Origin of the sequence: Staphylococcus sp. GDY8P119P (assembly GCF_017892075.1) — a bacterium.
Lineage (GTDB): Bacteria > Bacillota > Bacilli > Staphylococcales > Staphylococcaceae > Staphylococcus > Staphylococcus ureilyticus.
Genome location: NZ_JAESKJ010000006.1, coordinates 177,551 through 203,691, shown reverse-complemented (window position 1 = coordinate 203,691; position 26,141 = coordinate 177,551). Strand labels below are relative to the sequence as shown.

26 protein-coding genes and 1 pseudogene are annotated in these 26,141 nt (G+C 30.9%); 8 read left to right on the top strand and 19 right to left on the bottom strand.

Annotated elements, in window-relative coordinates; genetic code table 11:
• The first annotated feature begins 274 nt into the window (after positions 1-274).
• From KA830_RS05035 to KA830_RS05020, 4 genes are all read left to right on the top strand, one after another.
• Positions 275-1,150 carry an undecaprenyl-diphosphate phosphatase gene (locus KA830_RS05035; protein ID WP_204180183.1) on the top strand — a complete coding sequence of 292 codons (876 nt, stop codon included), beginning with the start codon at positions 275-277 and terminating at the stop codon, positions 1,148-1,150.
• A 160-nt stretch (positions 1,151-1,310) separates the two neighbouring features.
• On the top strand, positions 1,311-2,012 hold the full coding sequence (locus tag KA830_RS05030) for a hypothetical protein (RefSeq protein WP_046207360.1): 702 nt from the start codon (positions 1,311-1,313) through the stop codon (positions 2,010-2,012).
• A gap of 5 nt (positions 2,013-2,017) precedes the next feature.
• Positions 2,018-2,482, top strand: a complete 465-nt coding sequence (locus KA830_RS05025) for a YaiI/YqxD family protein (protein ID WP_204180182.1) — start codon at positions 2,018-2,020, stop codon at positions 2,480-2,482.
• Positions 2,483-2,485: 3 nt separating this feature from the next.
• Positions 2,486-3,052 carry an LOG family protein gene (locus tag KA830_RS05020; protein ID WP_046207358.1) on the top strand — a complete coding sequence of 189 codons (567 nt, stop codon included), beginning with the start codon at positions 2,486-2,488 and terminating at the stop codon, positions 3,050-3,052.
• Between the two features lie 59 nt (positions 3,053-3,111).
• Here KA830_RS05020 and KA830_RS05015 read toward each other — a convergent pair whose 3' ends face one another.
• The gene (locus KA830_RS05015; RefSeq protein ID WP_204180181.1) at positions 3,112-3,729 is read right to left on the bottom strand and encodes a LysE/ArgO family amino acid transporter; all 618 of its coding nucleotides are present in this window, start codon (positions 3,727-3,729) and stop codon (positions 3,112-3,114) included.
• 305 nt (positions 3,730-4,034) lie between these two features.
• Between KA830_RS05015 and KA830_RS05010 the strand changes: the two genes are divergently transcribed.
• A complete protein-coding gene (locus KA830_RS05010) occupies positions 4,035-5,465 on the top strand; it encodes an aminotransferase-like domain-containing protein (protein WP_204180180.1) in 1,431 nt (476 codons plus the stop codon).
• A 202-nt stretch (positions 5,466-5,667) separates the two neighbouring features.
• Here KA830_RS05010 and KA830_RS05005 read toward each other — a convergent pair whose 3' ends face one another.
• The 4 genes and pseudogenes from KA830_RS05005 to KA830_RS04990 form a co-directional block, all read right to left on the bottom strand.
• On the bottom strand, positions 5,668-6,222 hold the full coding sequence (locus tag KA830_RS05005) for a GNAT family N-acetyltransferase (protein WP_204180179.1): 555 nt from the start codon (positions 6,220-6,222) through the stop codon (positions 5,668-5,670).
• A gap of 94 nt (positions 6,223-6,316) precedes the next feature.
• Positions 6,317-6,613 (bottom strand): hypothetical protein, encoded by a 297-nt coding sequence (locus KA830_RS05000; protein ID WP_046207354.1) that lies wholly within the window; start codon positions 6,611-6,613, stop codon positions 6,317-6,319.
• 265 nt (positions 6,614-6,878) lie between these two features.
• Positions 6,879-7,077, bottom strand: a pseudogene (locus KA830_RS04995) (SA0632 family lipoprotein); the annotation flags it as partial.
• Between the two features lie 53 nt (positions 7,078-7,130).
• Positions 7,131-7,592, bottom strand: a complete 462-nt coding sequence (locus tag KA830_RS04990) for a GNAT family N-acetyltransferase (protein ID WP_204180178.1) — start codon at positions 7,590-7,592, stop codon at positions 7,131-7,133.
• A gap of 98 nt (positions 7,593-7,690) precedes the next feature.
• Here KA830_RS04990 and KA830_RS04985 point away from each other — a divergent pair, with 98 nt between their 5' ends.
• Positions 7,691-8,374 carry a DUF1129 family protein gene (locus KA830_RS04985; RefSeq protein ID WP_046207554.1) on the top strand — a complete coding sequence of 228 codons (684 nt, stop codon included), beginning with the start codon at positions 7,691-7,693 and terminating at the stop codon, positions 8,372-8,374.
• Positions 8,375-8,450: 76 nt separating this feature from the next.
• On the opposite strand, the gene KA830_RS04980 is transcribed toward KA830_RS04985, so the two are convergent.
• From KA830_RS04980 to KA830_RS04960, 5 genes are all read right to left on the bottom strand, one after another.
• On the bottom strand, positions 8,451-9,611 hold the full coding sequence (locus tag KA830_RS04980; protein WP_046207351.1) for an MFS transporter: 1,161 nt from the start codon (positions 9,609-9,611) through the stop codon (positions 8,451-8,453).
• Positions 9,612-9,769: 158 nt separating this feature from the next.
• On the bottom strand, positions 9,770-10,258 hold the full coding sequence (locus KA830_RS04975) for a DUF456 domain-containing protein (protein ID WP_107360323.1): 489 nt from the start codon (positions 10,256-10,258) through the stop codon (positions 9,770-9,772).
• 6 nt (positions 10,259-10,264) lie between these two features.
• Complete coding sequence (locus KA830_RS04970; protein ID WP_046207349.1) at positions 10,265-11,473, bottom strand: sugar efflux transporter; 1,209 nt, start codon at positions 11,471-11,473, stop codon at positions 10,265-10,267.
• A gap of 88 nt (positions 11,474-11,561) precedes the next feature.
• Positions 11,562-12,416 carry a LysR family transcriptional regulator gene (locus tag KA830_RS04965; protein ID WP_046207348.1) on the bottom strand — a complete coding sequence of 285 codons (855 nt, stop codon included), beginning with the start codon at positions 12,414-12,416 and terminating at the stop codon, positions 11,562-11,564.
• Positions 12,417-12,586: 170 nt separating this feature from the next.
• A complete protein-coding gene (locus KA830_RS04960) occupies positions 12,587-13,303 on the bottom strand; it encodes a ribonuclease FAU-1 family protein (RefSeq protein ID WP_064209555.1) in 717 nt (238 codons plus the stop codon).
• 210 nt (positions 13,304-13,513) lie between these two features.
• Between KA830_RS04960 and KA830_RS04955 the strand changes: the two genes are divergently transcribed.
• Positions 13,514-14,626, top strand: a complete 1,113-nt coding sequence (locus KA830_RS04955) for a 5-methyltetrahydropteroyltriglutamate--homocysteine S-methyltransferase (protein WP_204180177.1) — start codon at positions 13,514-13,516, stop codon at positions 14,624-14,626.
• A 68-nt stretch (positions 14,627-14,694) separates the two neighbouring features.
• On the opposite strand, the gene KA830_RS04950 is transcribed toward KA830_RS04955, so the two are convergent.
• The 5 genes from KA830_RS04950 to KA830_RS04930 form a co-directional block, all read right to left on the bottom strand.
• Positions 14,695-15,198: a cupin domain-containing protein gene (locus KA830_RS04950; protein ID WP_064209557.1), complete on the bottom strand. Its 504-nt coding sequence runs from the start codon at positions 15,196-15,198 to the stop codon at positions 14,695-14,697.
• A gap of 1 nt (position 15,199) precedes the next feature.
• Positions 15,200-15,916: a YebC/PmpR family DNA-binding transcriptional regulator gene (locus tag KA830_RS04945; RefSeq protein ID WP_046207344.1), complete on the bottom strand. Its 717-nt coding sequence runs from the start codon at positions 15,914-15,916 to the stop codon at positions 15,200-15,202.
• A gap of 566 nt (positions 15,917-16,482) precedes the next feature.
• The gene (locus KA830_RS04940; RefSeq protein WP_046207343.1) at positions 16,483-16,839 is read right to left on the bottom strand and encodes a transcriptional regulator, SarA/Rot family; all 357 of its coding nucleotides are present in this window, start codon (positions 16,837-16,839) and stop codon (positions 16,483-16,485) included.
• 166 nt (positions 16,840-17,005) lie between these two features.
• A complete protein-coding gene (locus tag KA830_RS04935; protein WP_204180176.1) occupies positions 17,006-19,156 on the bottom strand; it encodes a helix-turn-helix transcriptional regulator in 2,151 nt (716 codons plus the stop codon).
• Between the two features lie 460 nt (positions 19,157-19,616).
• Entirely contained in the window at positions 19,617-20,279 is a 663-nt protein-coding gene (locus KA830_RS04930) for a Bax inhibitor-1/YccA family protein (RefSeq protein ID WP_046207341.1), read from the bottom strand.
• A 451-nt stretch (positions 20,280-20,730) separates the two neighbouring features.
• Between KA830_RS04930 and KA830_RS04925 the strand changes: the two genes are divergently transcribed.
• Positions 20,731-21,540 (top strand): LysM peptidoglycan-binding domain-containing protein, encoded by an 810-nt coding sequence (locus KA830_RS04925; protein ID WP_046207340.1) that lies wholly within the window; start codon positions 20,731-20,733, stop codon positions 21,538-21,540.
• Positions 21,541-22,122: 582 nt separating this feature from the next.
• Here KA830_RS04925 and KA830_RS04920 read toward each other — a convergent pair.
• The 4 genes from KA830_RS04920 to KA830_RS04905 form a co-directional block, all read right to left on the bottom strand.
• On the bottom strand, positions 22,123-23,130 hold the full coding sequence (locus KA830_RS04920; protein ID WP_046207339.1) for an inorganic phosphate transporter: 1,008 nt from the start codon (positions 23,128-23,130) through the stop codon (positions 22,123-22,125).
• Between the two features lie 13 nt (positions 23,131-23,143).
• Complete coding sequence (locus tag KA830_RS04915) at positions 23,144-23,761, bottom strand: DUF47 domain-containing protein (RefSeq protein WP_019468170.1); 618 nt, start codon at positions 23,759-23,761, stop codon at positions 23,144-23,146.
• Positions 23,762-24,438: 677 nt separating this feature from the next.
• Entirely contained in the window at positions 24,439-25,464 is a 1,026-nt protein-coding gene (locus KA830_RS04910) for a sensor histidine kinase (RefSeq protein ID WP_204180174.1), read from the bottom strand.
• Entirely contained in the window at positions 25,457-26,131 is a 675-nt protein-coding gene (locus tag KA830_RS04905) for a response regulator transcription factor (RefSeq protein WP_046207337.1), read from the bottom strand. The genes KA830_RS04910 and KA830_RS04905 overlap by 8 nt, the downstream gene beginning before the upstream one ends.
• Positions 26,132-26,141 lie beyond the last annotated feature (10 nt).

Here is a 26,141-nt window from a genome sequence, read left to right as displayed (position 1 = left end):
ATGATTGAATGCTTTAAATTCAAAAGTAAAAAACAAACTTTTTATAATTATATAATTAATAAATTATAAATAAAAATTTGCAAAAAGAAGTTTGACTTTCTGAATAAAATTTACAATAATTTATCTTTTATCTCATTTAACTGAAGTAAGTACTTTTTCTCTCAGTCTTTAGTCCAAAATCTTATTTATCTATGGCACTTTATAATTTTAATGTGCTATTATTATAAAATGAAAATGAATAAACTATAATCCATATTATGAAAGTAGGTTAATTATGATATTGCTTGAATTGATAAAAGGAATCATTCTAGGAATTGTCGAAGGATTAACTGAGTTTGCACCTGTATCTTCTACTGGACATATGATTCTTGTAGATGATATGTGGTTAAAATCAACTCAATTTTTAGGTTCAGAATCTGCGTTTACCTTTAAAATTGTAATTCAACTCGGTTCTGTATTCGCAGGTGCCTGGGTATTCCGTGAACGTTATTTTGAAATGTTACATATAGGGAAATATAGATCTGAACCTATCGATGGCATCGGTCAAAAACCTAAACGCTTAAACTTACTACATATTATCGTTGGTATGATTCCTGCAGGTATACTTGGTTTAATGTTTGATGATGTTATTGAAAAATATTTATTTAGTGTCCCAACAGTCATGATTGGATTATTTATCGGTGCAATATATATGATTATTGCAGATATATACAGTAAAAAAGTTACGAATCCACAAACTGTAGACCAAATTAATTATTTCCAAGCTTTTGTAATTGGTTTATCCCAAGCTATCGCTATGTGGCCTGGTTTCAGTAGATCTGGTTCTACAATTTCTACAGGTGTGCTCATGAAAATGAACCATAAATCTGCTTCTGATTTCACATTTATTATGGCAGTTCCTGTAATGTTAGCAGCAAGTGGTTTATCTCTAGTCAGAAACTTTGAATATATTCATTTAAATCACATCGGTTTTTACTTCCTAGGGTTTATCACAGCATTTATCGTTGGTTTAATTGCCATTAAAACATTCTTATTCTTAATTAGTAAAATAAAATTGATTCCATTTGCTATTTATAGAATTATATTAGTCATTATTATTGCAATCCTTTACTTTGGTTTTGGTATAGGTCAAGGAATCAGTGGACAATAAAACAGTTAGAGGCTGAGACAAGTAATTTGTCCAGCCTCTTCTTAAATTTCATGTCCAAAATTGCAGAAATAATTTCCATGAAAGTACGTGTATTTACCGTTTATTATGATGTATTATGGGGTAATAAGTAGATAGTATAAAATTATTGGAGGCAACGAGTATGGACAAAAAGCAATTAATTAAAACAATCATCACAGTAGCGCCTGTGTTTTTAGTACCGTTAATCGTTGAACGTAAACGTATTAAAGATCATCCAGATGTTAAAAAAGCTAGTGATGCAACTGCTAAAGCTTCAAAAACCGTAGCAAACAAATCTGTTCAAATTAAAGATACAGTAGTAGATAAATCTGCAAATGCAAAAGATTATGTTATTGATAAAAAACATAATATGGATCAAAAACGTGAATTAAAACGTATTGCTAAAGAACATGATCCTGCTTACATTGAGAAAAAAGGCGAAAAACTTGAAAAAGAGAATCGTAAAGAAGCAGACAAAATGAAGAAGAAATTACAAAAAAATATTGATAAACGCCACAATGAAGAAGAAAAAAAACGTCAAGATAATGAAAAACAACGCATTCAATCTATGAAAAAATCTAATAAACATATGGAAAAAGTTGGCATGACACCAGGAAAATTAGACAAAGAGACAGAACAAAAAGGCGAAAAACTTGAAAAAGAAAACCGCAAAGAAATAAATAAATTCAATAAAAAATTACAAAAAAATATTGATAAACGTCATAAAGAAGAAGACAAAGCTCGCGAAAAAAATAAAAAAGACCGTTTAGCGGAGTTCAAAAAATACAAAAATTATGTTGCTAAAAGCATTGTAAAGCAAAACAATGAAGAAAAAGGTAAATAATTATTATGACTCAAGTCATCATTGATGGAGATGCTTGTCCTGTTACCAATTCTGTTGTTGAATTGACAAAAGGGACAAGCATCTTTGTTACCATTGTCCGAAGCTTTAGTCATTTTTCTTCAAAAATGCAACCTGATCACGTCAATGTCATTTATGTTGATGATGGCCCGGATGCAGTCGACTATAAAATTGTTAAAATCACGCGATCAGAAGATATTGTAATAACACAGGATTATGGACTTGCAAGTTTATTATTAAACAAAGCTAAAGTTGTGATGCACCATAAAGGATTTATATTTGATCAAAATAATATCAACATTTTGTTAGAACAACGACATGCGAGTGCACAATTTCGAAAAAGTGGCGGGCGCACTAAAGGCCCATCTGCTTTTACAACAGATGACATTGCGATATTTGAACAAAAATTTTTGTCTATAATTAATGATGTGTCATTATTTACGGAGGAATAAAGTATGAAAAAAATTGCTGTTTATTGCGGTGCTAGTAAAGGTAAAGATGAATCTTACATGAAACAAGCTTACCAATTAGGCACTTATATGGCTAAACATAACTATGAATTAGTATTTGGTGCTGGTTCTGTTGGAATTATGGGAGCTATTCAAGATGGCGTATTAGATCACGGAGGTAGTGCTATTGGCGTGATGCCAAATATGTTAAATGAACGAGAAATTACTAGTACGAGACTAAGCGAACTCATTTTAGTTGATTCTATGCATGAAAGAAAAAACAAAATGGCAGAATTAGCAGATGCGTTTGTCATGGCTCCAGGAGGCGCTGGTTCTTTAGAAGAATTCTTTGAAATGTATAGTTGGTCGCAAATCGGTATTCATGAAAAACCAATCGCTATCTATAATATCAACGGCTTTTTTGAGCCTTTGCAAACATTGATTGACCATATGATTCATGAAGGCTTTATCGATAAAAAATATCAATCGCTGGCACCGCTATGTAACAATCCTGAAGCACTGTTCGAAGCGATTCATAACTATGAACCATTAGGTATTAGAAGTTACGACTAAATTTTAAAAGCAGAGATATGTGTGCACTACAAATGCCACTACCTCTGCTTTTCTTATGCTTAAACTAGTATTGCCAGTAATTGTTTTAATATTATTAATGCAACAATCACAATAATTATTGCTGAAAATTTATTTAATATTAAAATATATTTGCCTCTTTTATCAATATTACCTACGACTTTACCTGCAATTGCCAAAAATATAAACCAGATCCAAGAAACAGCAATTGTCGTCATCGTAAAAACCATTTTATCCACGCCTTCATATATTGCTGCATTCGTTCCTATAACACCAATAGTATCCATAATTGCATGAGGATTTAATAATGAGACTGACATGGCAAATCCAATTTGCTTTCGCGCGGACATTGATTGATAACGTTCAAGCGTTTGTGGTTTTTCATGCCATAATGACAAAGCCATGTAACTAAGAAAGATAAAGCCGACACAATAAATTACGATTTGTAACATCGGTAGTGATAGTAATAAGACTGACACCCCTAATACAGCTAATACTATTAATAATGTATCACATAACCCTGCAGCTATAATTACTGGTATAGTCTTAATTAATTGTTTTTGGTTTGCTCCTTGGTTAAATACAAATACATTTTGTGCGCCTAAAGGTAAGATTAAACCCAAAGCTAAAAACAAACCATGAATCATTGGTTGCAACATATTATTTCCTCTTTCTTCAAAACTAAATTATCATTAAACCGTACCAGTTTTCACTCAAACTTAACTAACGCAAAAATATGATATTCATAATAAATAAGAATTATTTATCATTATGTATTTATTGACGCATGATACGTGTGCAGTCAATAAATGAATGAATCCTATACACTAACCATAAGCATTAAATATTCAAATATGAGTTATGACCATTTTTCTATATATAATCATGATACAATATATTTAATTGATTTTTACCAACCAGTTATAATTTTAAAAACCCACCAATTACTTAAAGGAGATTTAGCATGTTCATGCCAAAATATAAAGCAATTATTGATGATATACTTTCGAAGATTAAAAATGGTGATTTAGAAGCAGGTATGAAATTACCTTCTCAGAGAAATTTGGCAGCTCAATATCGCGTCAATCGTTCAACTATTATTCAGTCTTTAGAAATACTACAAAGTTATGGAATTTTAGAAAGCAAAGCACGCAAAGGGTTATACGTTTCGAAAAGTAATTGGAATACTTATATTAATCATAATATGAATTGGCATGACTACATTAAAAATAGCGCTTCTAAAAATAATCAATACTTTATACAACGAATTAACGAATTAGAATTCGATGCGCATATCTTACGTTTAAGTACTGGTGAACTCAGTCCACAATTAATCCCAAACAAGCAATTTCAAGATATTTTTTCAAAACAAACGACTACTGCGCTTAAAACTAATTATGAACACCCCTTAGGTAATTTAAATTTAAGAAAAGCAATTGTAAATCATGTTAAAAAATTGGGGATTGAATGTGATGAAGCAAACATTTGCGTCACTTCAGGTGCATTGCAAGGATTAAAACTCATCGCTGATGGTTTACTGATTCCAAATTCAAAGATAATTATAGAAACGCCCTCATATATAAATTCTGTGCATACATGGCATAACATTCGAGCAGATCTTAGGTTTTTGACAATATCTAAAATCAAACAACAAATTAACACTATTTTCAATGCTAAAACACTGTATAAAAATAGCATTTTTTATTGTATACCGACTTTACATAACCCTACACAACACTCATATACGCAAACAGAAAAATATAAATTAATTCAACAATGCCAACAAACAGGAATCCCTATAGTAGAAGATGACGTTTATGGCGACTTGTGGTTCGAAGGAGATCGTCCTCAACCTTTAAAGTCATTAGAAGAGAATGATAATATCTTATACATTAGTAGTTTATCTAAAACAGTAAGCCCTGGTTTAAGGGTAGGATGGATTATAGGTAAACCATCAGTTGTTATGCACTTAGCGGATTTGAAAATGCAAAATGATTATGGTGCCAGTTCATTATCACAATTTATCGCAACTGAATGGCTAAATAACTCTTTTTACCATGAGCAACATGTAAATTATTTAAAACAAGCACTTATAGAGAGACGTGATAAATTTTTAGCATCTTTAAATCAACATTTTCAAGATTTAGGTACTTGGTCCATACCTAAAGGTTCTTATTATATTTGGTTCAAATTAAATGTACCAATAAACATGAAAGTACTGTTCGATTTAGCGATACAAAATCAAATTTTAATTAATCCAGGCGAAATTTATGATAAAAACGCACAATATCATATAAGATTTTCTTATTCCTATATAAACATTGAAGATATAGAATTCGCATTACAAAAATTAAGCCAACTTATTAAAAAACTAACATCAAGCAAAACACTTTAAAACACAGTCACCATACCGCTTTTATGTCATGCTGACGCCTAGGGAAATGATATGAATGAGAGACTAATGGCTTGAATCACATTCCCAGGCAGGCATGGACGATACAAAATCATAGTAAACAAAAAGACTAATCCATATATTAAAAATTGGATTAGTCTTCTTCATAAGAATAGGATTTATACCCCATTACTTATTTACAATTTTATTTTGCTTGTTTTGTTAAATCTTTATAATATCTAACATGTCTTTTAAGTGGATGATACTTACTTAATTCTGGATATTCAAAGAAATCATATAATTTCATACCTATTTTTTCCATAACCTTACGTGAAGGTTCATTATTTTCTGAAGTAAATGCATAGACCTCGTTAATCCCCAGCTGTTTTGCATATTCGAGTACCGCTTCTGCACCTTCAGTAGCGAAACCATTCCCCCACACTTCGGGGATCAAACGCCAACCGATTTCATAGAATGGTAGCTCATCAAACGTATACTTGCTGGCTTTAGGTACATAGTTCAATCCGATAAAACCAAGCCATCCATTTGTTTCTTTTAATTCAACAGCAAAAAGGCCTATATCATGATTGATAATAATATCATTCATCTTTTTCATATCATGTTCTGAACGTCGAAAACTTAATAAACTTGGAAAATATCTACGGACTTGGTGATTCGCGTTCATCTGCTGAAATGGAAGTAAATCTTCTGCTTGCCAGTCCCGTAACCTTAAACGCTCAGTTTCTATATAAACTGTCATACTGTTACACCTCTAAACTGGAAATTAAATTTCTATAGAAAATAACGCGTTATGATTATTCTCATACCGCGCTATCACATGGATTAAACATTGCTTATGCTCTTGAAATATAGCTAATCAATTCAACGTTTACAGCTACTTCTTTCAACCGACCACGTTCACTTTTGGGCGCCGTAAATGTTGCATCTATGAAATCATTTTTATGATTTAATTTGTAAGTAGCTACAAATGTATCTGTATCAGATTCAAAATTGGGTAAATGTGCAATAACACGTTTAATTTCACCAGTCGAATCTTTGATTTCTCTACCAGTAATACTTTCAATTTCTCTACCTAATTCTGGAAGCGTAATTGAACGCCCTTCTAATAATACAAAATCTTTTTCATGCATCGTTATTCCCTCTTTCTCCTAATGAAAAATGATTATTTATAAACTACGTATAATAAATGATTATTATAAAGTCACACTTAATATAAAGTAATACTAAGCAACTGACTCATAATTTCAAATCTATTTTTTAGAAACTTTTTATATTCATTACGTTAATGATACCCATTATAACAATTTGTAAAACGATAGTACAATAATTTCCTGGGAAATATTGCATGAAATCCATTTGTAACGCAATTAGTATAGAAGCTTATGTTTCAGCATTAACATCTTTTTCCAAATTCTTCGACTTATCTTTCAGTTTATCTTTCTCTTTTTCTAAGTCTTCTTTTTGTTTTTTCAAATCTTTATTTTGTTTTTCCAATTTATCAATATCTTTCTCTAACGTTGCTTTTTTCATCATTTTTCCCACATGCAGTCAATAAGACAGTGGATGCTAGTATGAGTGCTAAACATTTCTTCATGTAAGAACTCCTTTTGTTAATTTCATAATAATAATATAATTTTATCATTATTTTTACTCATCTTCATTATTTATTCTTAATCTTTTATTCATAGTCACCGTACTTATATAATATCCAAGTTTAAAATTCAAATCTTTCATGGCATGGTTGTGATTGACTACCGTGCTTTCAATTTCTGAAGCACCCCTCCTATATGCCCATATTTCAACCTCTTTTTTTAATGCTTTCGCGATACCTTGATTTCGATTGTCTTCCGAAACATACATCATTTCAATAATAACCTTTTGATATTGCTTTATATATCTTGCCCAAATAAAAGCAATCATTTGTTGGTCTTGTATTTCGGTAATCACAACATCAGTATTGGCTAATAATCCATTTTCAATCATTTCTTTGCGTAATGCAACAGAAATAGTAGTGTTTTGATAATGCTCATACTGTTGGTTAAGTTGTCGTTCATGAATTTCCGCAATTTCATTTAAATATTGTTGATGTGATTGTTTTAAATACTCCATTATTACTCCTTTGAAAGTGTTATTGATTTATAATACTATTTTCGTCATAATTAGCATTATAAATATATTTTATACATAAGAAGGAATGCCAAATGCCAATGAAATCTACTGATAAATTAATGCGTGAAAACAATGTGAAAGCATTACGCTTAAATAATACAGACAGAGATACGTTTGAAAACTACATGACTTATGTCAGAGCTGATTTGAGTGTCAACCCACATGATTCTGAAAAAATGTTAAACCGTGTTTTAAATCAGTTATTAGAAGCTGAAAAGGATGGCACATTAGCAATGGAATTCTTTGATCACGATCCTAAAGCCCATGCCAAAAGAGAACTTAGACGTTTACCAAATGAAACAATAAGAAACATTTTCAAATACATTATGCGTCATATTATGCTTTTTGTGGGTATTTTTTGTTTTCTCAAAGGGTTTGCTGGATTTTTTATTGGTGCAAAACGACTATATTTATATACTTTCCCGCTTACTTTAATCGTAGGTATTGCTATCATATTTTTCTTTATTTGGATGTTATTTAAAACTGTACAAATACGTTGTTTTAATACATCACACTTATCTTGGTTATTAACATATCTCGTTTTACTTTTATCTGTATGTGGAATATTTTATGTCTTTTTCATTCCACAGATGTTTTTAACTGTAGGCCCTTATTTATTAATTAGCAATTGGACTTTTATTATCATTTCATTTATATTCATTCCAATCGCATTATATATCGATCATCATTTTACTAATAAAAACACCAATGCTTCATTATAAATACTATTAAAAAACACGTTAGCACAAGCTTCTAAAATTCGAGAAGTGGCTGACGTGTTTTTAGTTTATGTTTCACCTATGTTGTTATATTTTCTTTCTTTTCTATTGCAATATTAATAAATAAGAAAATAAGACCAATCACTGTTAGAATCGGCGCAATTAAACTTAACGATGCAACTGGTAAATTTGTTACCACGACACCTCCGATAAATGCACCCAAAGCATTACCTAAATTAAATGCTGATTGGTTAAGTGTACTCGCAAGTGTTGGTGCATCTTGTGAAATTAACGTACTTTTATATTGTAGCGACGGACTCATACTGAAACCGATGAGACCGAAAAAGAAAATACCTGCTACCATTAATAATCCATTCATTTGCACAAAGTATAATAAAATGAAATATAAAATAAATACACTAAATATTATTTTTAATGCCTTATTTAAATTCCAATCTGCAAGCTTTCCACCTACAACATTACCTAATGTGACCCCAATACCAAATATAATCAATAAATATGAGATTAAATTTTCTTGTACATGTGACACATCAATGAGCACTGTTGATATATAAGTAAAGTAAGCAAATACACTACTAAATCCGAATAATGTAACAGCTAAGGTTAACCATAAACGCTTTTCTTTTAAAATTTTCAGTTCATTTAATACAGATGATTTAACTGTTTCTTTTTTCATCGGTACAAATATGATAATACCTATTAATGCTAAAGCTCCGATGACTGATATAATAATAAATGTCATTGGCCAACCAAAGTTTTGTCCGATTAAAGTTCCAAACGGCACGCCTAAAATATTACTCATGCTTAAGCCCATAAACATTAATGCCATCGCACTCGCACGCTTTTCTGGCTTAACCATACTCGCTGCTAATATTGAACCTATACCAAAAAATGAACCGTGAGCTAATGAAGTAATAATTCGACTCGTCATCATAAAGCCATAATTCGGGCTAAATGAGGCTGCAATATTTCCTACAATAAATATCGCCATTAATGCCAACAATAAATATTTTCTATTCCATTTAATTGTTAACATCACAATGATAGGCCCACCGATAGCTACACCTAAAGCATAACCTGTAATCAGTTGCCCTGCTTGGCTTACACTGACATCAAAATCTCTAGCAATGTTTGGCAATAATCCCATAATTACAAACTCTGTCATTCCGATTGCAAAAGCACCGATTGCAAGCATCCATATAGCAATTGGATATTTCATTTAAGACTCCCTTCCTTTTCCGCTTTTTAACACATGTGAGTGATTATACTAAAGTAGTAATTACGAAAACAAGAAGATTGCTTAAATTTCACTTTATTTATGCTATAAGTGCGCTCACCATGATTGTACACCGTTTGTAATATATTTCATCACATTGATTAATTGATTAATAATGCATCTATAAAAAACCAAACAACCATAATAATCATTATTATCGCTTGAGCGATGGAACTTGCTAAAAACGCAATTACTGAACCAAAACTTGCCTTTAAAGCTTTAGAAAAATTCGGCTCTTGTATAAATTCAACTACTAACACAGCTATAAATGGAATAATAATTATTCCAAATGGTGGAAAGACAAAACAGCCTACAATAACACCAATCAACGCTGCATACTCACTTAATTTTGATCCGCCGAACTTGCTGACAAAATATTTATTCATAATGAAATCTGCAATAATGATAAATATTGTGAACAATGCCATCGATACATAAAATATCCAAGACAGATGATGATTGTCAAAGCCGAATTGATAAATTAAGAAACCAATCCATAATACAAGTACTGACGGTATGATTGGCTTTATTAAACCAATAAACGCTAAAATAAATGATGCTATAATGCATAACCATAAAATCAATGTCATTTCTATCTACTCCATACTTTCTTCTGTAAATTTTTGTTCTTTTGTAAAATATATTAAAATCATACCTAAAAATATTGAACCTGCAGAAACAAAGAACACATTACCTAAGCCTACCCAGTGACTCATTATACCACCGAGAAGATTACCACATAATTGTCCGATAACCATCGCATTCGCAAATAATGTAGATGCATAACCAGGAAAATCAGGTAAAATATCTTGGAAATAACTAATCCCTAATCCAAGTAAAATAGCTAGAAAAATAGCTAGAAACACCTGTCCTATTATCATCATGATCAGACTATTAAATACGCCAATACTAAAATAAAATAATCCTCCGAATAATCCCCCAAGTATCAATAGCGTACGTGTCGACAATTTAGCAGATAAAATGCCTAATATGACCATGAAAGGTACTTCAAGTCCTGCACAAATACTAGCTAGCACACCTACTCGACTTTCTGGTTCTTTCAAAAAGTTCGTCACATACAATGGCATATTCAACGTGTACATCCATTGTCCTATATGTAATAAAATAAAAGCTAAAAAGGGTACAAATAAGACCTTGTCACGCAACATATTAGGTGCCGCCGCTTCAACATGTGTACTATCTGCTACTGTATGCTTTGTTTGAATATCTTTAAAGAAAAAAACTTGTAATAATAGTGTGAATAATATGATTGTTATCGTTCCGCCAAATAAACCCGCATATCCTTTAAAACTGAGTAACAATGCACCAATAAGTGGACCGAACAAGAAACCAAATGAAAACATTGAACGTAATACAGCGTTAGCAAATTTCGCTCTGTCCTTTGATGTAGAAGTATTGATTGATTCTCTTGCTGACGCATACATTTGAGGCATGGCTGGGGCAAAACAACCTTGGAAAATGGCATACATTACTATAAAAACCCAGATTTCATGAATGTAAAAATAAATTGAAAAGCTGACTGCCCCCATAAAAAGTGCAGTAATAATAATTGTCTTTCTGTTGATACTATGTGTATCAGAAAAGCGTGCTACAATTGTATTCATTGTAAATTGGCTAATTGCAGCTAATGCTAATAGCAACCCATATTGGCTAGAAGTCATACCTAAATCATTTGTAGCAAATAATACCAGATACGGTACAGTAATGGCGATGCCCATACCTAACATCATCATATTAACGACAAATAATTTGTAATTTTTTATATGTAACAATTCACTAAACATTTAGCGTCCTCTATTCCTATTAAATTCATATAACTCTTCATAAAGTTATATTTATCAATGAACCAAAATATTCAATTATCTAAAATTGTTATTCCACGTATTCCATTATTAAATTAATAAATGAATCAACTTGCGGCAACTGTAACATGCTTGGATCATAGCTTAAATAAGTAGAACGAATCAGCGGTTTATCGTCTATATCTACGCGTTGAAACGCAAACTGTTCCCTATCTAAGTGTTTCATCATGATTTCCGGCAATATGGTCACGCCAACGCCATTTAATAACATTTCTTTACATGTCGCCACTTGATCAACCGTAATCATCGCATGATAATCTTGACCAATTTGGCTGCCATACCATTCTTTAATTTGATTAATGTATATAGGATCAGCCTGAAATTCGATAAACGGCATCTTTTCTACTTCATCATTACGATTTTTAGGATGTATAAAATAATGTTCGTCATTAAATAAATGCGTGTTGCTTAAATTCATCATTTTATTCCCACGAATAATCATCACATGGTAATCTCTATGATTAGCTTTAATTTGTTCACTCGACCCTACTTGAACTTGGATTTCTACATTTGGAAATTGTCGTGTATACAAATTCAATACTACCGGCAACAACGTTTGCCCTATTAAGGATGAACAACCAATAGAAATCGTACCATTTACTTCACCGATATGTGCTTGCATCTTATCTAAAAACAGACGCTCTCTATTCAACATATCACGTGCATGTTCAATAATCATCATGCCTTCAGTCGTCGTTATTAATTGTTTTTTTGTACGAATGAATATGTCGACGCCAAATGCATTTTCTATCGCTTTTAATCGTTGTGTTACTGCTGGTTGAGAGATGTATAAAATTTCCGCTGCTTTTCTGAGCGTTTTCGTCTCATCTAATGTAGTTAACAAGCGATAATCGTCAATCTTCATAATTATCCCCCTATTTTTTACAAATACTAAATATCTTTATTTATGGTGGCCTTACTTTTATTTACTTTGCGCTAATGAATTACTTTTAATACTCTTCAATTCTCGCAGTGTTTACTATAACATGGTTAACGCTTGACTAATATAGGGAATTTTTTATAACAATTTCAAGATTATTGAGATGCATTAGAATCTTTTATCTTACTTTGATGTGATTTGCTATTATCTTGATTAGAATGATTATGATGCTTATTGTAATTTTTTATTGGCTTATGTTTAGCCTCATTGTACACAACGTTTTTATGCTTTTTGCCTTTAAATTTATGTTTATTAAAAGAGGATTGCTTTTGAGATTTCGACTTTTGTTTTATTTTATGGAAACAATACATAATTTTATTCTGCATAGTTGTAAAATCTGTATCAATTTTAATCATTAACTGATGCGCGATAATATAAGCTTCGTGATATTGCTTCTTGGTTATTTGGCCTTGGTTTAACGCGCGTAACAAATCGTCTTCATCAACAAGTTCGTATTCTCCATTAGGTAATGCTAATACGTCCAAGCATAAATCAATCGTACGTGCATTTCCTTTTTGCGTAACGTTTTTAATATTTATGTCAAAGTAATATTCTAATGGATTGCCATTGTCGTCTAACATCACTGTGATACTATAACGTTTTTTTTCAGGTAATATTTGTAACCACTGATAGTTATCATCAGCCACAACAATATTTTGTCCTACGACCGATACTTCTAGAGGTTCACGTACCTTTTTCATCGTTACTAACCCAATAATACCTTTAAATTTGTTATTATTCACTTTGACTTCCGTATATTCTCGGTCAATGATGCGACGCCAGTGACGTTTATCAATATATTTTACTTTCACTGCCACCAACTCCTTGTCATTATTATATAAAACTGAACCTTACATGTCATCTTATGTTTGTTACATTTAAATTTTTAATTAATAACGAGTAGATAATTATGTTTATTGTACTATATTTCATAGTGTAAAAGCGAAATTGACAATTGTTGAGAAGTTTGTTAAATTTTTAATATATTTTTCAGAAAATTCTTTAAAAAGGGAGATAGCCATATGTCAACGTCACAAAGACCATTTAGAGCAGATCACGTAGGAAGTTTACTACGTCCACAACGTTTAAAAGATGCACGTAAAGATTATCAAAATAACGTTATTAATGCTCAAACATTAAAAAATATAGAAGATGAGGAAATTGAACGCATCATAGATAAACAACTAGAAATTGGCTTACATAGTATTACTGATGGTGAATTCCGCAGAAGTTGGTGGCATTTTGATTTCTTAGAAAACTTAGATGGTGTTGAAGGTTACACATCAGAGCGTGGTTTAACATTTGAAGGTGTAGAAACTAGAAATCACAACGTCAAGGTGGTTGATAAAGTTACATTTAACCCAAATCATCCCCATTTTGAACACTTTAAATTTTTATATGAAAAGGTAAATGGCCGTGCAACGGCAAAAGTTTCTATTCCAAGTCCAAATCAATTGTTCCATCCTAATATTTTAAACGAAGACATTTATCCTGATATCATTGATTTTGCGCATGATGTAGCAAAAGCTTATCACGATAGTTTACTAAAATTCTATGATCTCGGTGCACGTTATATACAACTAGATGATGTGTATTGGGCAAATTTAACATCAGGAACACAAAACACACGTGGGCGTGATAGAAGTGAATCTGAAAAAGAAGTTGCACGTCAACTCGCTTATAAAGTTATCAATGAAGCAATCAGTGGTTTACCAGAAGATTTATTGATCACAACACATATTTGTCGTGGAAATTATCAATCTACGTGGGCTATTTCTGGTGGTTATGAACCAATCGCTCCATATCTATTTAAAGAACAATTAGATGGTTTCTTCTTAGAATATGATGATAATCGCTCAGGTGATTTCGAACCTTTAAGATTTTTCCCAGAAGATCGTTCATTTGCAGTGTTGGGATTATTCACATCAAAAAATGGTGAATTAGAAGATAAAACCACTATTTTAAAACGTATAAAAGAAGCACAAAACTATATAGATTTAGAACAAATTTGTCTAAGTCCACAATGTGGCTTTGCTTCTACTGAAGAAGGCAATAAATTAACTGAAGAAGAACAGTGGAAAAAGTTAGCTTATATTGTTGAAATTGCTAATGAAGTTTTTGGTACATCAAAATAATATTTAAAAAACTCGTATTACTTTCACAACTGTTTTAACGAGAAAGTAATACGAGTTTTCCTTTATATTTAACTATTAATGTCGATTATTGATAAAGCGTAACGATCATTAATGTGTTTTAAGGCTGGATATGTTTCGTTTAGCCACTCTTTACTCAATAACTCAAAATGTTTAAATTCAAATGCTGGATGACACATGCAACCAACAAGCGCATAACCAGCACAGCCTTCAATAGACGATGCAAAAATTGTGCCCTTTGGAACAACATGTTGCAATACATCACCGCTTTCGATGTTGGGGCCAACTGTTACTTTTTGATAATTGCCATCAGGGTATATCATGTGAACAGTCAAAGAATCTCCTGCATGATAATACCAGATTTCATCAGCATCTATTCGATGAAAATGTGATATATTATCGTGCGTTAAAAGAAAGTATATGCTCGAATAAGCCGATCTTTGATTTGAGCTAGTCGGTACCGCTTTGATAGTCTCTTTATAATAGCCACCTTCTGGATGCGGATGTAATTGTAATTGGTCAATCCATTTTTGTACTTCTTGATTTTTATTCATGCTATTTCAAATCCACGTTATGGAATACATTCTGAACATCTTCTAATTCTTCTAATGCATCAATTAATTGTTCAAATGTTTCCTGATCTTCTGCTGATAACTCAATATCTGACTGTGGTAACATTTCAAATTCCGCTACTTTAAATGTTTCAACACCTGATGCACGTAATGCATCTTGCACTTGGGCAAATTGATCAGGCTCAGCATATACAATGGTTAAACCATCTTCATCAATGACATCTTTAACATCTATCTCTTGTTCCATTAAGCTTTCCAAGACATCATCCGCTGACTTGTCTTCAACACCAAATACTGCAGTGTGTTCAAACATATAAGCAACAGATCCAGAAACTCCCATATTACCTCCATTTTTACCAAATGCAGCACGAACATCAGATGCAGTTCTATTTACATTATCAGTAAGCGCATCTACGATTATCATAGAGCCATTCGGGCCAAACCCTTCATATCGCAACTCATCATAATTTTCTTCTCCGCCACCTTTAGCTTTTTCAATAGCTCTATCTATAATATGGTTTGGTACAGAATATGTTTTTGCTCTTTCTAGAGTTAACCTTAATGCTTGGTTTGATACTGGATCGGGCTCACCAGATTTAGCCGCTACATAAATTTCTTTACCAAATTTAGCATAAATTCTACTCGTATTCTTATCTTTTTGGGCCTTTTTCTCTTTAATATTATTCCACTTACGTCCCATAATGTCATCTCACTTTCTAATTAAATGCGTATGTCAGTACATCATATTATACAATATTTTTATTATATCACATAGACTAACCTACTACTTTGCTTGTATTTTTTATTACGTCTCTCGAAATATCTATACCCTTTGGCAACTTATTAGTTTGTATCAAACATTGATCGTTTGTCACATAGAGTATCATCCATATAGAATGAATTAGCCCCTTTTAACATTATACATCGGTAATTTTAAGATATGAAAACCGCTTCTTTGAGTACTTAAATACATATTAAAAGTGATTTTAAAACATATAAAGAACCACTTCCCAACTTGTTGGGTTAGTGGTTCTTATGCATGAGCTAAAGCTCAGGTAATCCTTATTGCCACTTCCCAACTTGTTGGGTTAGTGGTTCTTATGCATGAGCTTAAGCTCAGGTAATCCTTATTAGAGGAGACGACGAAATCCAATTAATAAAATTAAATTTCTGTCCTACTTTCGTCACGAAGTATCATTATACTATTTAATATTTGTAACTGATTAAAGCTTTATTGTCATTATGTAAACATGAATTTTTAATATTTTAGTCTACCTGTGTTTCAATTTCATCTAACAAAGTGTGATACTTCCTATCATTTTCTTCAGTCATCGATAAATAAACTTTTCTCTCATCTTTTGTCGAACGTAATTTGCTTACACGATCTTGGTTAATTAATCGTCGAATTGATGCCAACACTTTTGTTCGACTCAAATCGAGTTCAGTCGTCGCAATTTTTAAAAATGGCTGCATCAGCATGTTTTGCTGTTGACAATTTTGTTGTATTATTTCCAAAATAGCAATGTCATTCATTGTTAGTTTATATTTATTTTCTACATAAGACATTACTTTATTATATTTTTTATAAATTTTTAATAACTGCGCCTTTTTTTCATCATTCATTGTTGCTACACCTCCAAATGCTAGTAAGCAATACAATTTCATTATCTCTAAAAAAAGTAACTCTGTCTTTATCATTTATTTTTATAGCTTTGTCATTATTACGAACAGCAGTAAATTGAATATCACAAAACATGTTAAATTAATTATATAATTTAGGATTAAGCATTTATTTATAAATATCAATAATGTGTACAGTATTATGATCGATTGCTACGCTTAAAGATTTGTCGTTAAATGAATGTTCGAAAACATTTATGCGTGGCTGATTATATGATTCAATTTTTTCTATAAATATATCAGACCACGGATATTTCTCGCGCAAATTGCAAGGTATCACACAATTGATATTTCCATGTGCATTATTATATGTCTCTTTAAAAATCAAATATTTTTTTCTTGACTTCAAATCTTTGAAATTGATATTAACCGACATTTTTGTTGTATAGTGCTTTGAAACTTCATTTTCCATAATTTGCCAATCACTGATATAAACGCTAATTTTATCCTCTTGATCAATAATAGTATAAAAATCATGTTCATAAACTTTATAACGTGTTTTTTCTATTAAACGATGAAACATAGTTCCTATCAATGTACGGAAACCACTTTTATCATATAAGTATAACGCCTCATTACCGTTCATTTGCTGTATCAAATCTACACCTATACCCGAAAAATGCTTTAATATTCTTTTAAACACACCGACTAACAATGGCGGACTTTCAATAATATTCATTGACTCGTCATGCAATAAAAAATTATTTCTTACATTTAATAAAAAATAATACCTATCCTCCAAACACATTTCTGCCATGATTTTCCTTATATAATTAAATTTAAAAATTTCTTTCGTCAACAGCATTTCATGTGATTCATTAAAATATGGCACCGATAACTTTTGATTATCTACAAAATAGTAATCAAAACCAATTCTCTTTAATTGTACTTCCATCATTTTAAAAGCATCTGGTTCATTAAATAAACGAGTAATATCAATACCAAATTTTACATTCTCTCTAAATTGTTTAATTTTGATAATATTCCGGTATATCTCTTTTATTGACATTGTACTTAAATCAAAACAATAGCTTATCTTTTTTAATAAATCTCTGTTTAAGTTTGTGCTAGTTTGCAAATAAGCCGCATAGGGTTTGCAAATCTGATTCAAATATATTTCAACATCTTGACTTTCGTAGATTTTAAGTACCAAATTAGCATTGTTTGATATGATAAAGTCAAAAGCATTATATGTTTTTTGTTCAGAAATGTATTGTTGAATATCTTTTACGTTGATATTGCAATAAATATAAATCTGTTCCTCATTTTCAAACAAATAACTCATTTTAGGATCAGTATACAATTGGTATAACTCTGCTATTGTGTAAATTTGAATAATCATGGATGAATTACGATTATCCAAAAAATGATCAGTACAAATACTAATTTCATTGTTTTGTACATAACTATCTTCTAATTTTGCAGTAAGTTGAGCCTTTAGTTGATCTTTAAATGTGTCATTCAATGTTTCATAAGGAAAATATAAATACTTATTGTATTTTGAGAGTTTACGATATTGATTAGGTGTGTAACCGTAATATTGTTTGAATTTTTTACTGTAAAGTGCTGCACTACTAAAACCGTATAAATCAGATATTTCTCCAATGGTATGTTGACTATCCAATAGCTCTTTCATAGATGCCGCCAATTTTAATGTATCCACATAAGTTTTAAAATTCATATCTAGCTTACTATAAAATTGACTAGATATATTTGATTGTGAAATAAATATATGGTCAGCAATTGACTTTAATGTTAATGGTTGCTTCAAATTACGATTTACATAATCAAGTATTTCTCCAGTAATACCAAAGTATGCGTGATCAGTTTGTTGGGATAAATAATCCGAATCTACTTTAGCTTCATTAGCAATAATTTCAACAATTTTGACCATGTAATTTTCATAAATATCATAACTTAAAGTATCGTTCAAATAGTGTTTCGTCAGCTCAATTAAGGATTTAGTTAATTGTGCTGTAGACTGAATCAACTTAGAGGCGTATTGATAATCAAAAAAAGGATAACCTCGTTCTAAAAACCAATCACTCGCTATATATAATAAAATGGTTGCTTCATTGCGTTTAATGCTAAAAATTTCTGTATGGTTTACGATTAACAATTCCGTTTCAACTTTTATATTAGCTGTAAATTGTTGAATTTCTAATACTCCTTTTATTGGCAGTAATACTAGTATGCCATCTGTTACACGTTTAGTAGGATAAAAATTATTAGAAATAATATTTAAACACTGTACTTCCATATTCCAACCTCTCTCATATTCTGTTATACACCATACATATAAAATCATTTTTATAAAATTGATTATTTCTTTTATATTTTCATCTTTTGAAAATAGAACATTCACTGTTTTAGTTTCAAAGTACATGTTTTACCATTACATAATTTTGAATATAATAATTTAATTTGTCAACATATTTTTTCATTCATCGTCCTTAATTCTAACTTTTTTATATTTTATTATTGATAAAATAAGTTGTTATATAACATTATTATGTAATCATAAATTAAAGTCATCGTTGCATGTCAATCTTATATTAGCTGAATATTGTGTAATGACCATTTTAAGATACTAGACAAATAAAAATTAAAAGCAAAATAATAATCTAAAAAACCGTAACTGAATTTCTGTAAAAATCCAGTTACGGCTCTCGCTTCTATTAGAATTTATAACTCATATTTTTTAATTTTAAATCTAATATTTACTTTTTAAATTTATTCGCAAGTCTTAGCACATATTTAATAATGTGTAATAAATTGATAAATAGGTTGAATCCCATTTCTCGTGGAGAATACTGACCACGTTTCATACGATTAAAATCATATATTGTATATAATAAGAATAATAGTAAGCCTACTACTGTAATGATTGTATGGAAAATTGGGTTATGCACAAACATACCAATAATTCCAGCAACAATCAGAGCCACTAATGTTACAAATAAGTATTTACCCATTCCTGAAGCGTTATCGACAATGAAATAGCCAATTAAACCAAATGCGATAAAAGCACCTATTGCTAGTAACACATTCTTATAAAACACTTCTGGTCCTAAATTTTGCAAATAAGCTGTAAATGTAGCATAGGACAATAAGCCGACAATAATTGCATATATATGTGAAATTACCAATCCATATTTACGTGCACGATTCGTTAAAACTGTAAATAAAACTAAAACTAGCAAGACGATAGAGAGTGGTTTTCTCCATTCCATGGGTAAAAACTGCCCAAAATAGCAACCAATGCCAAAAATAATCCAATAATAAATAAAGAATAACCATACTTTACCATACGCATGAGAATTGGATTTATCCTGCTTTGATTTAGATTGTTTTTGATTAATTTGTTGTGTTGATTCAGCCAATTATTTCACTCCTTAGATGTTATAACATCTTACACATTAATTAGAATGTATTCCTCAACATATCTGATTAATGTGCTTAAATGTTGTTAAAGTTTTGTTTATATAAAATACATTACTTTCATTTTCACTATTCCACCTAAAATCAAACATTTTAACTATCAATTCCAAAAAGATGTTAACGTTAATTGAATTCCACACGTTTTCTAATGTTACAAAGTCATAAATTTTTAAATGAATTTCAAAACCAAAATTTCGTTTAAAGTCCATAACAAAAGTATTTATTAGGTTTACATCTCAATGTTCTAAAATGTTAATAATGTTACATCTCTATAACAATAGACACAAGTCACCTAATTTTTGTTAGTATGTAACATGAATTCAATTAAAGAAAATCAAACAGATATATTTAATTTAAAATGAGTTATTTATATAGGTGTGAGGAGGAGTTCTTTTGAAAAAGTTTGCATTTGCAGTCACTGCTGCTTCAGGTGCAGCAGCATTTATTGCTAACCATGAAGCTGAAGCATCAACACAGCATACAGTACAATCAGGTGAGTCACTATGGACAATCTCAGAACAATATGGTGTTTCAGTAGATGAGATTAAACAAAACAATAACCTCGATAACAACATGGTATTTCCGGGACAAGTTATCGAAATTGGTGGAAGTGGTCAAAGCTCAAGTTCAAACGCTTCTTCACAAACATCAGGTGGTTCTTCACATACAGTTAAATCTGGTGAATCATTAAATATCATTGCTAACAATTATGGTGTTTCAGTTGATGCATTAATGTCAGCGAACAATCTAAATGGTTATTTAATCCAACCTGGTCAATCACTTAAGATTCCAAATGGATCAAGTGTTGGTGGTTCAGGTGGTTCTGGTAACACTGCTACACAATCGCCTTCTACTGGTAATAATTCTGCTAGTGACGCTAATTTATATGATTGGGGTCAATGTACATGGCATGTATTTAACCGTAGAGCAGAAACTGGACAACCAATTAGTACATATTGGTGGAATGCTGATCACTGGGCTAACAATGCTGCAGCAGACGGCTACACAGTAAACAACACGCCAACTGCTGGTTCTATCATGCAAAATTACGAAGGTCCAATTGGTCACGTTGCATATGTTGAGCAAGTAAATCCTGATGGCAGTATTTTAATATCAGAAATGAATTATAATACACCTCCAGGTACAGTAGATTATCGTACAATTCCAGCATCTACTGCTTCTAGCTATAATTACATTCATTAAAAAGAGGAAGCATCTTAAACCTCTAACATTAATAAATAAGCGTCAATTTCTATAAGGTTTTTATAGAAATTGACGCTTTATTTTGTTTACTTACTTTATTTATATATATTTTAATCTCGACAATCATTTATGACAACTACATAGCATTAGTCGAACACTACAAGCAAAGGCAGCGCACAGAAATGCACACACAAAAACACTACCTACTACCAATAAAGTCCCTATTATGTTGGTAGTATAAAATATTTTAGGATGATACGATATAGCATCTTGATAATTTAGTATAGTAGTGTTTATTAAATATACGTAAGTGCTTTTTTTAAGTATTTCAATATAAAATTATATATGTGTACATTATATTTTGACGAGATGCTTGAAGGAACAGGACAAGCTGAAGACTACAGGTTGAAGCTCCGTTCCTAAGAATACGAACCAACAATACGAATTATGGCATAAAACAAAGAAGCACTCAGATGAATTGAATCATCCGAGTGCTGTTTTTCTAGTATTTATGTCATAGAATCTTTATCTTGTATTTATTTTAAAGTCATTCAGCTATTTATTACTCATTTTTGTTAATATTTATAAAACAATATTAATTACAAAATATATTAAAGCAGCTAATAATGCTGAAATAGGCAATGTAATTACCCAAGTCACAATCATACGTTGTGCTGTATTCCATTTCACACCTTTAATGCGGTTAGAAGAACCCACACCTAATATAGATGAAGACACAACATGTGTCGTTGAAAGTGGGAAATGTAGTGATGACGCAACAAAAATAGTTAAAGCAGAAGATAAATCCGCTGCTGCACCATTAGCTGGACGTATTTTCATTATATTTCCACCAACTGTTTTGATAATTTTCCAACCACCAACAGCTGTACCCAACCCCATTGCAGTAGCACAGGCAATCTTAACCCATAATTGAGGCTCAGTGCTTGTACCTGTTTGGATATTCGCAACTATAAGTGCTAAAGTAATAATCCCCATTGATTTTTGTGCATCATTTGTACCATGTGAAAATGATTGTAATGAAGCTGTGAAAATTTGGAAAAATCTAAAGTTACGATTCGTTTTCGTTAGATTTGCATTTTTGAAAACTACTTTAACAATTGAATACATAATAAAACCAACACAAAACGCAATAACTGGTGATAAAAGTAATACTATGATTATTTTTGTAAAGCCTTGATAATGTAGTACAGCAAATGTACCTTGAGAAGCAATTGCTGCACCAGCAATTGATCCAATTAATGCATGTGAAGAAGAACTAGGTATTCCAAAAAACCAAGTTACTAAATTCCAAATAATTGCTGCCATAATAGCAGCTAAAACCACAACTAGACCATTTTCTAATTTAAATGGGTCTACAATATCTTTTGTTATCGTACTTGCAACTCCAGTAAATGTTAACGCACCAATAAAGTTCATAACTGACGCCAAAATAATCGCAGTTCTAGGAGTTAATGCACGTGTTGAAACAGCAGTAGCGACGGCATTGGCTGTATCATGGAAACCATTGATAAAGTCAAATATCAAAGAAAAAATAACGATAGCTACTGTGATAATCAAAATATATTCCATAAGTTAGGACTCCTTAGCTATTTTTCATTATTATTGTTTCAAAGTTATTCGCTACAGCTTGACATTTATCGGCAATTTCTTCTAAACTTTCATAAATCTCTTTGATTTTAATAAGCGTGATAGGATCAGTTTCACTGTTAAAAATATGTTTAATTGACTGACGTAATATACCATCACAGTTAGTTTCAAATTCTTTAATATTAATAGAATGAATGCGCATGTGAGATAATTTTTTATCGACAAGTAAGCCTACTGCTAATTTCATTTCAGCAATAGCTTTTTGGATATTATCAACAAATTCAGCCATATATTCATCGGTATATTCTATAGAGTACATTTCAAACATTGCTGATGTTTCTTCTATTGCATCTAAAACATCATCAATAGCGTTACATAAAGAGAGGATATCCTCACGTTCAATAGGTGTAATGAATGTTTGGTTCAAATCCGAAATCACTTGATGCATGAGCTCGTCACCATGTGATTCGTAAGTTTTAATATTATCTGAGTATGCTTTAAGGTCTAAGTGTGTATTAAAATCCATTTTACCAAATTCAATTGCTGCACGGTCTAAGTTGAAAACCATTTCTTCAAGTTTCACCATGAACTTATCTTTTTTCTTGTTAAACATTCAAAAAATCCTCCATTTACAGTGACCAATATAATCACCTTCAATAAATTTAAAAAATTACATTCTTTTCTAGACAAATTAAGATTGGCAAGATTTACAATAGACCCATTACTGTTTTAATTTTATTAAAATTATGTAAATGAGTTTTTGCTTACTAGGTTTAAAAAATCTCACAAATGTTGATTTGTCCTTATTTGAAAATAGCACAATTTTAACAATCCTACAATTAAATTTACAAATTCTTAACATTACATTTTCGTTAAATTAATAATTTTGTGTATATTGTTCTGCGAAATTTATACTTTTTCAAAAATGATTTTAAAATCTATAAATTCATATATCAAAACACACAATAGCAATATTTGCATAATTACTATTTTTAAGCAACAATTATTTTTCTATATATCAAACTTGATTTAGATACAATTAGTTCAAAAGAAAGTTGATTTTTTGAATTTGTAGATACTATCAAAAATTTCATTCTGCGCTCTATTTCATCCTAAATAAAGTTAAATATAGATATGTTTTATTTTAATTGCATCATAGATTGATAATAAAAAAGACAATTTCTCCATAAAATTAGAAATTGCCTTCTTATCGTTCATCGCATCATTTATGGGTCAAATGTCGCTTATTTAATGGTTATAGAGTTTTTTATACAACGTACATGAGCAATATCAATAATCAGATAACATGCTAACAATTTCATTTTGGTTTGGAAAAACAAATTGCACTTTCGTTCCATTATTAACTTCAGAATTGATATGAACAGTTATCCCTAATTTCTCTTTTACATTTTTCACCAAATATAAACCAATTCCAGAAGATGTCGTTTCATTACGATTTTCCGTTGAAGTAAAACCTTTATCAAAAATTCTCGGCAAATCTTTTTTGCTAATTCCTCTACCTTCATCCTTAATTTCCAACGTCACATGGTTTTCGAGTAGTTTGCCGCTTACATGAATCGTGCTGTTTTCACTGTATTTAACAGCATTGGAAAGAATTTGTCTTATCATCATGCGACACCATTTCGTATCTGTATATACTTTATAATTGTCATCAAATTCAAGTTCAAAATCTATACCTTTCGCTTGGCTAATATATCTAGTGATTTGTATTTCGTCTATAACTAAACGTTTTAAGTAAACATTCTCATAATACATATCTTTATTTTGCGACTCTAATCGAGTCAGAAATAGATGTTTATCTAGCATGTCATTGATACGTGTCCATTCAAATAAGAGTGCACGTCTTCTATTATCATCGCTTTCTTTTTCAATTAATAATTTTAAAGCAGTGACAGGCGTCTTAATATCATGCACAAAATCTGTTAACGCAGCTTCCGTAGATTTGATTTGTTGTTTTTGCTTAGTCACTAAACTTTTTTGTGTCGTAATTTGATGATATAAATATGATAACATTTCTTCTTGGAACGGAGTATCGGCCAATGATTTATGCTTTAACGCTTCGGGTTCTATATTATCATCTAAGTGCTTATAAAACTTAACTTCTTTTAAATATGTAAATAATAAGAAAATACAGCTTAACCCTATATTTAAAATAATTATATATAAAACACTATTTACATTTAAATCATAATCTAAAAAAGCAATACCTAAAAAGATGAATTGTAAAACAAGCAACCAAAATATCCAGTTTTTACGTGAACGCAAGAATAACCATACCCATTTCATACTATCCATGAGCCATATATCCCTTACCGATTTTCGTTTCAATTGCATCTTTCATATTAATATCTGCAAGCTTTTTTCTTAACCGATTCACATTGACTGTTAATGTATTATCGCTGACAAATGCTTCATCATCCCAAAGTGCAGTTATTAATGTATCTCTAGTAACAATCGTATCTTGTTTTTTCACTAACATCTCTAAAATAATCATTTCTGTTTTAGATAAATATATGACTTGATCGTCTTTATTAATACTATCCTTAGTAAGGTCCAATGTCGCTTGTTGCCAAGTTATGACTCTTTTCTCATCTATACTAAATTGATAAACGCGTCTATAAATCGCTTGTAGTTTAGCAATTAAAATGTTTGTATTAAATGGTTTTTGAACATAGTCATCTGCGCCTAATTCCATGCTCATTACCTGATCCATTGGATTATCTCTTGAAGATAAAAATAAAATTGGTGTGTTTGATATTTCGCGAATCTTTCTCGTCCAGTAAAATCCATCATATTTGGGTAGCTTAACATCCATAATAACTATTGCCGGATCAACCGCTTTAAACTTCTCTATTACAAGATTAAAATCATCGATACCATTAACATTAAAGTCCCACTGTTCCAACTCTTCACTAAGTTCCTTAAATAAAGTCATATCATCTTCCACTAATAAAATTTCCATAAGCTCACCT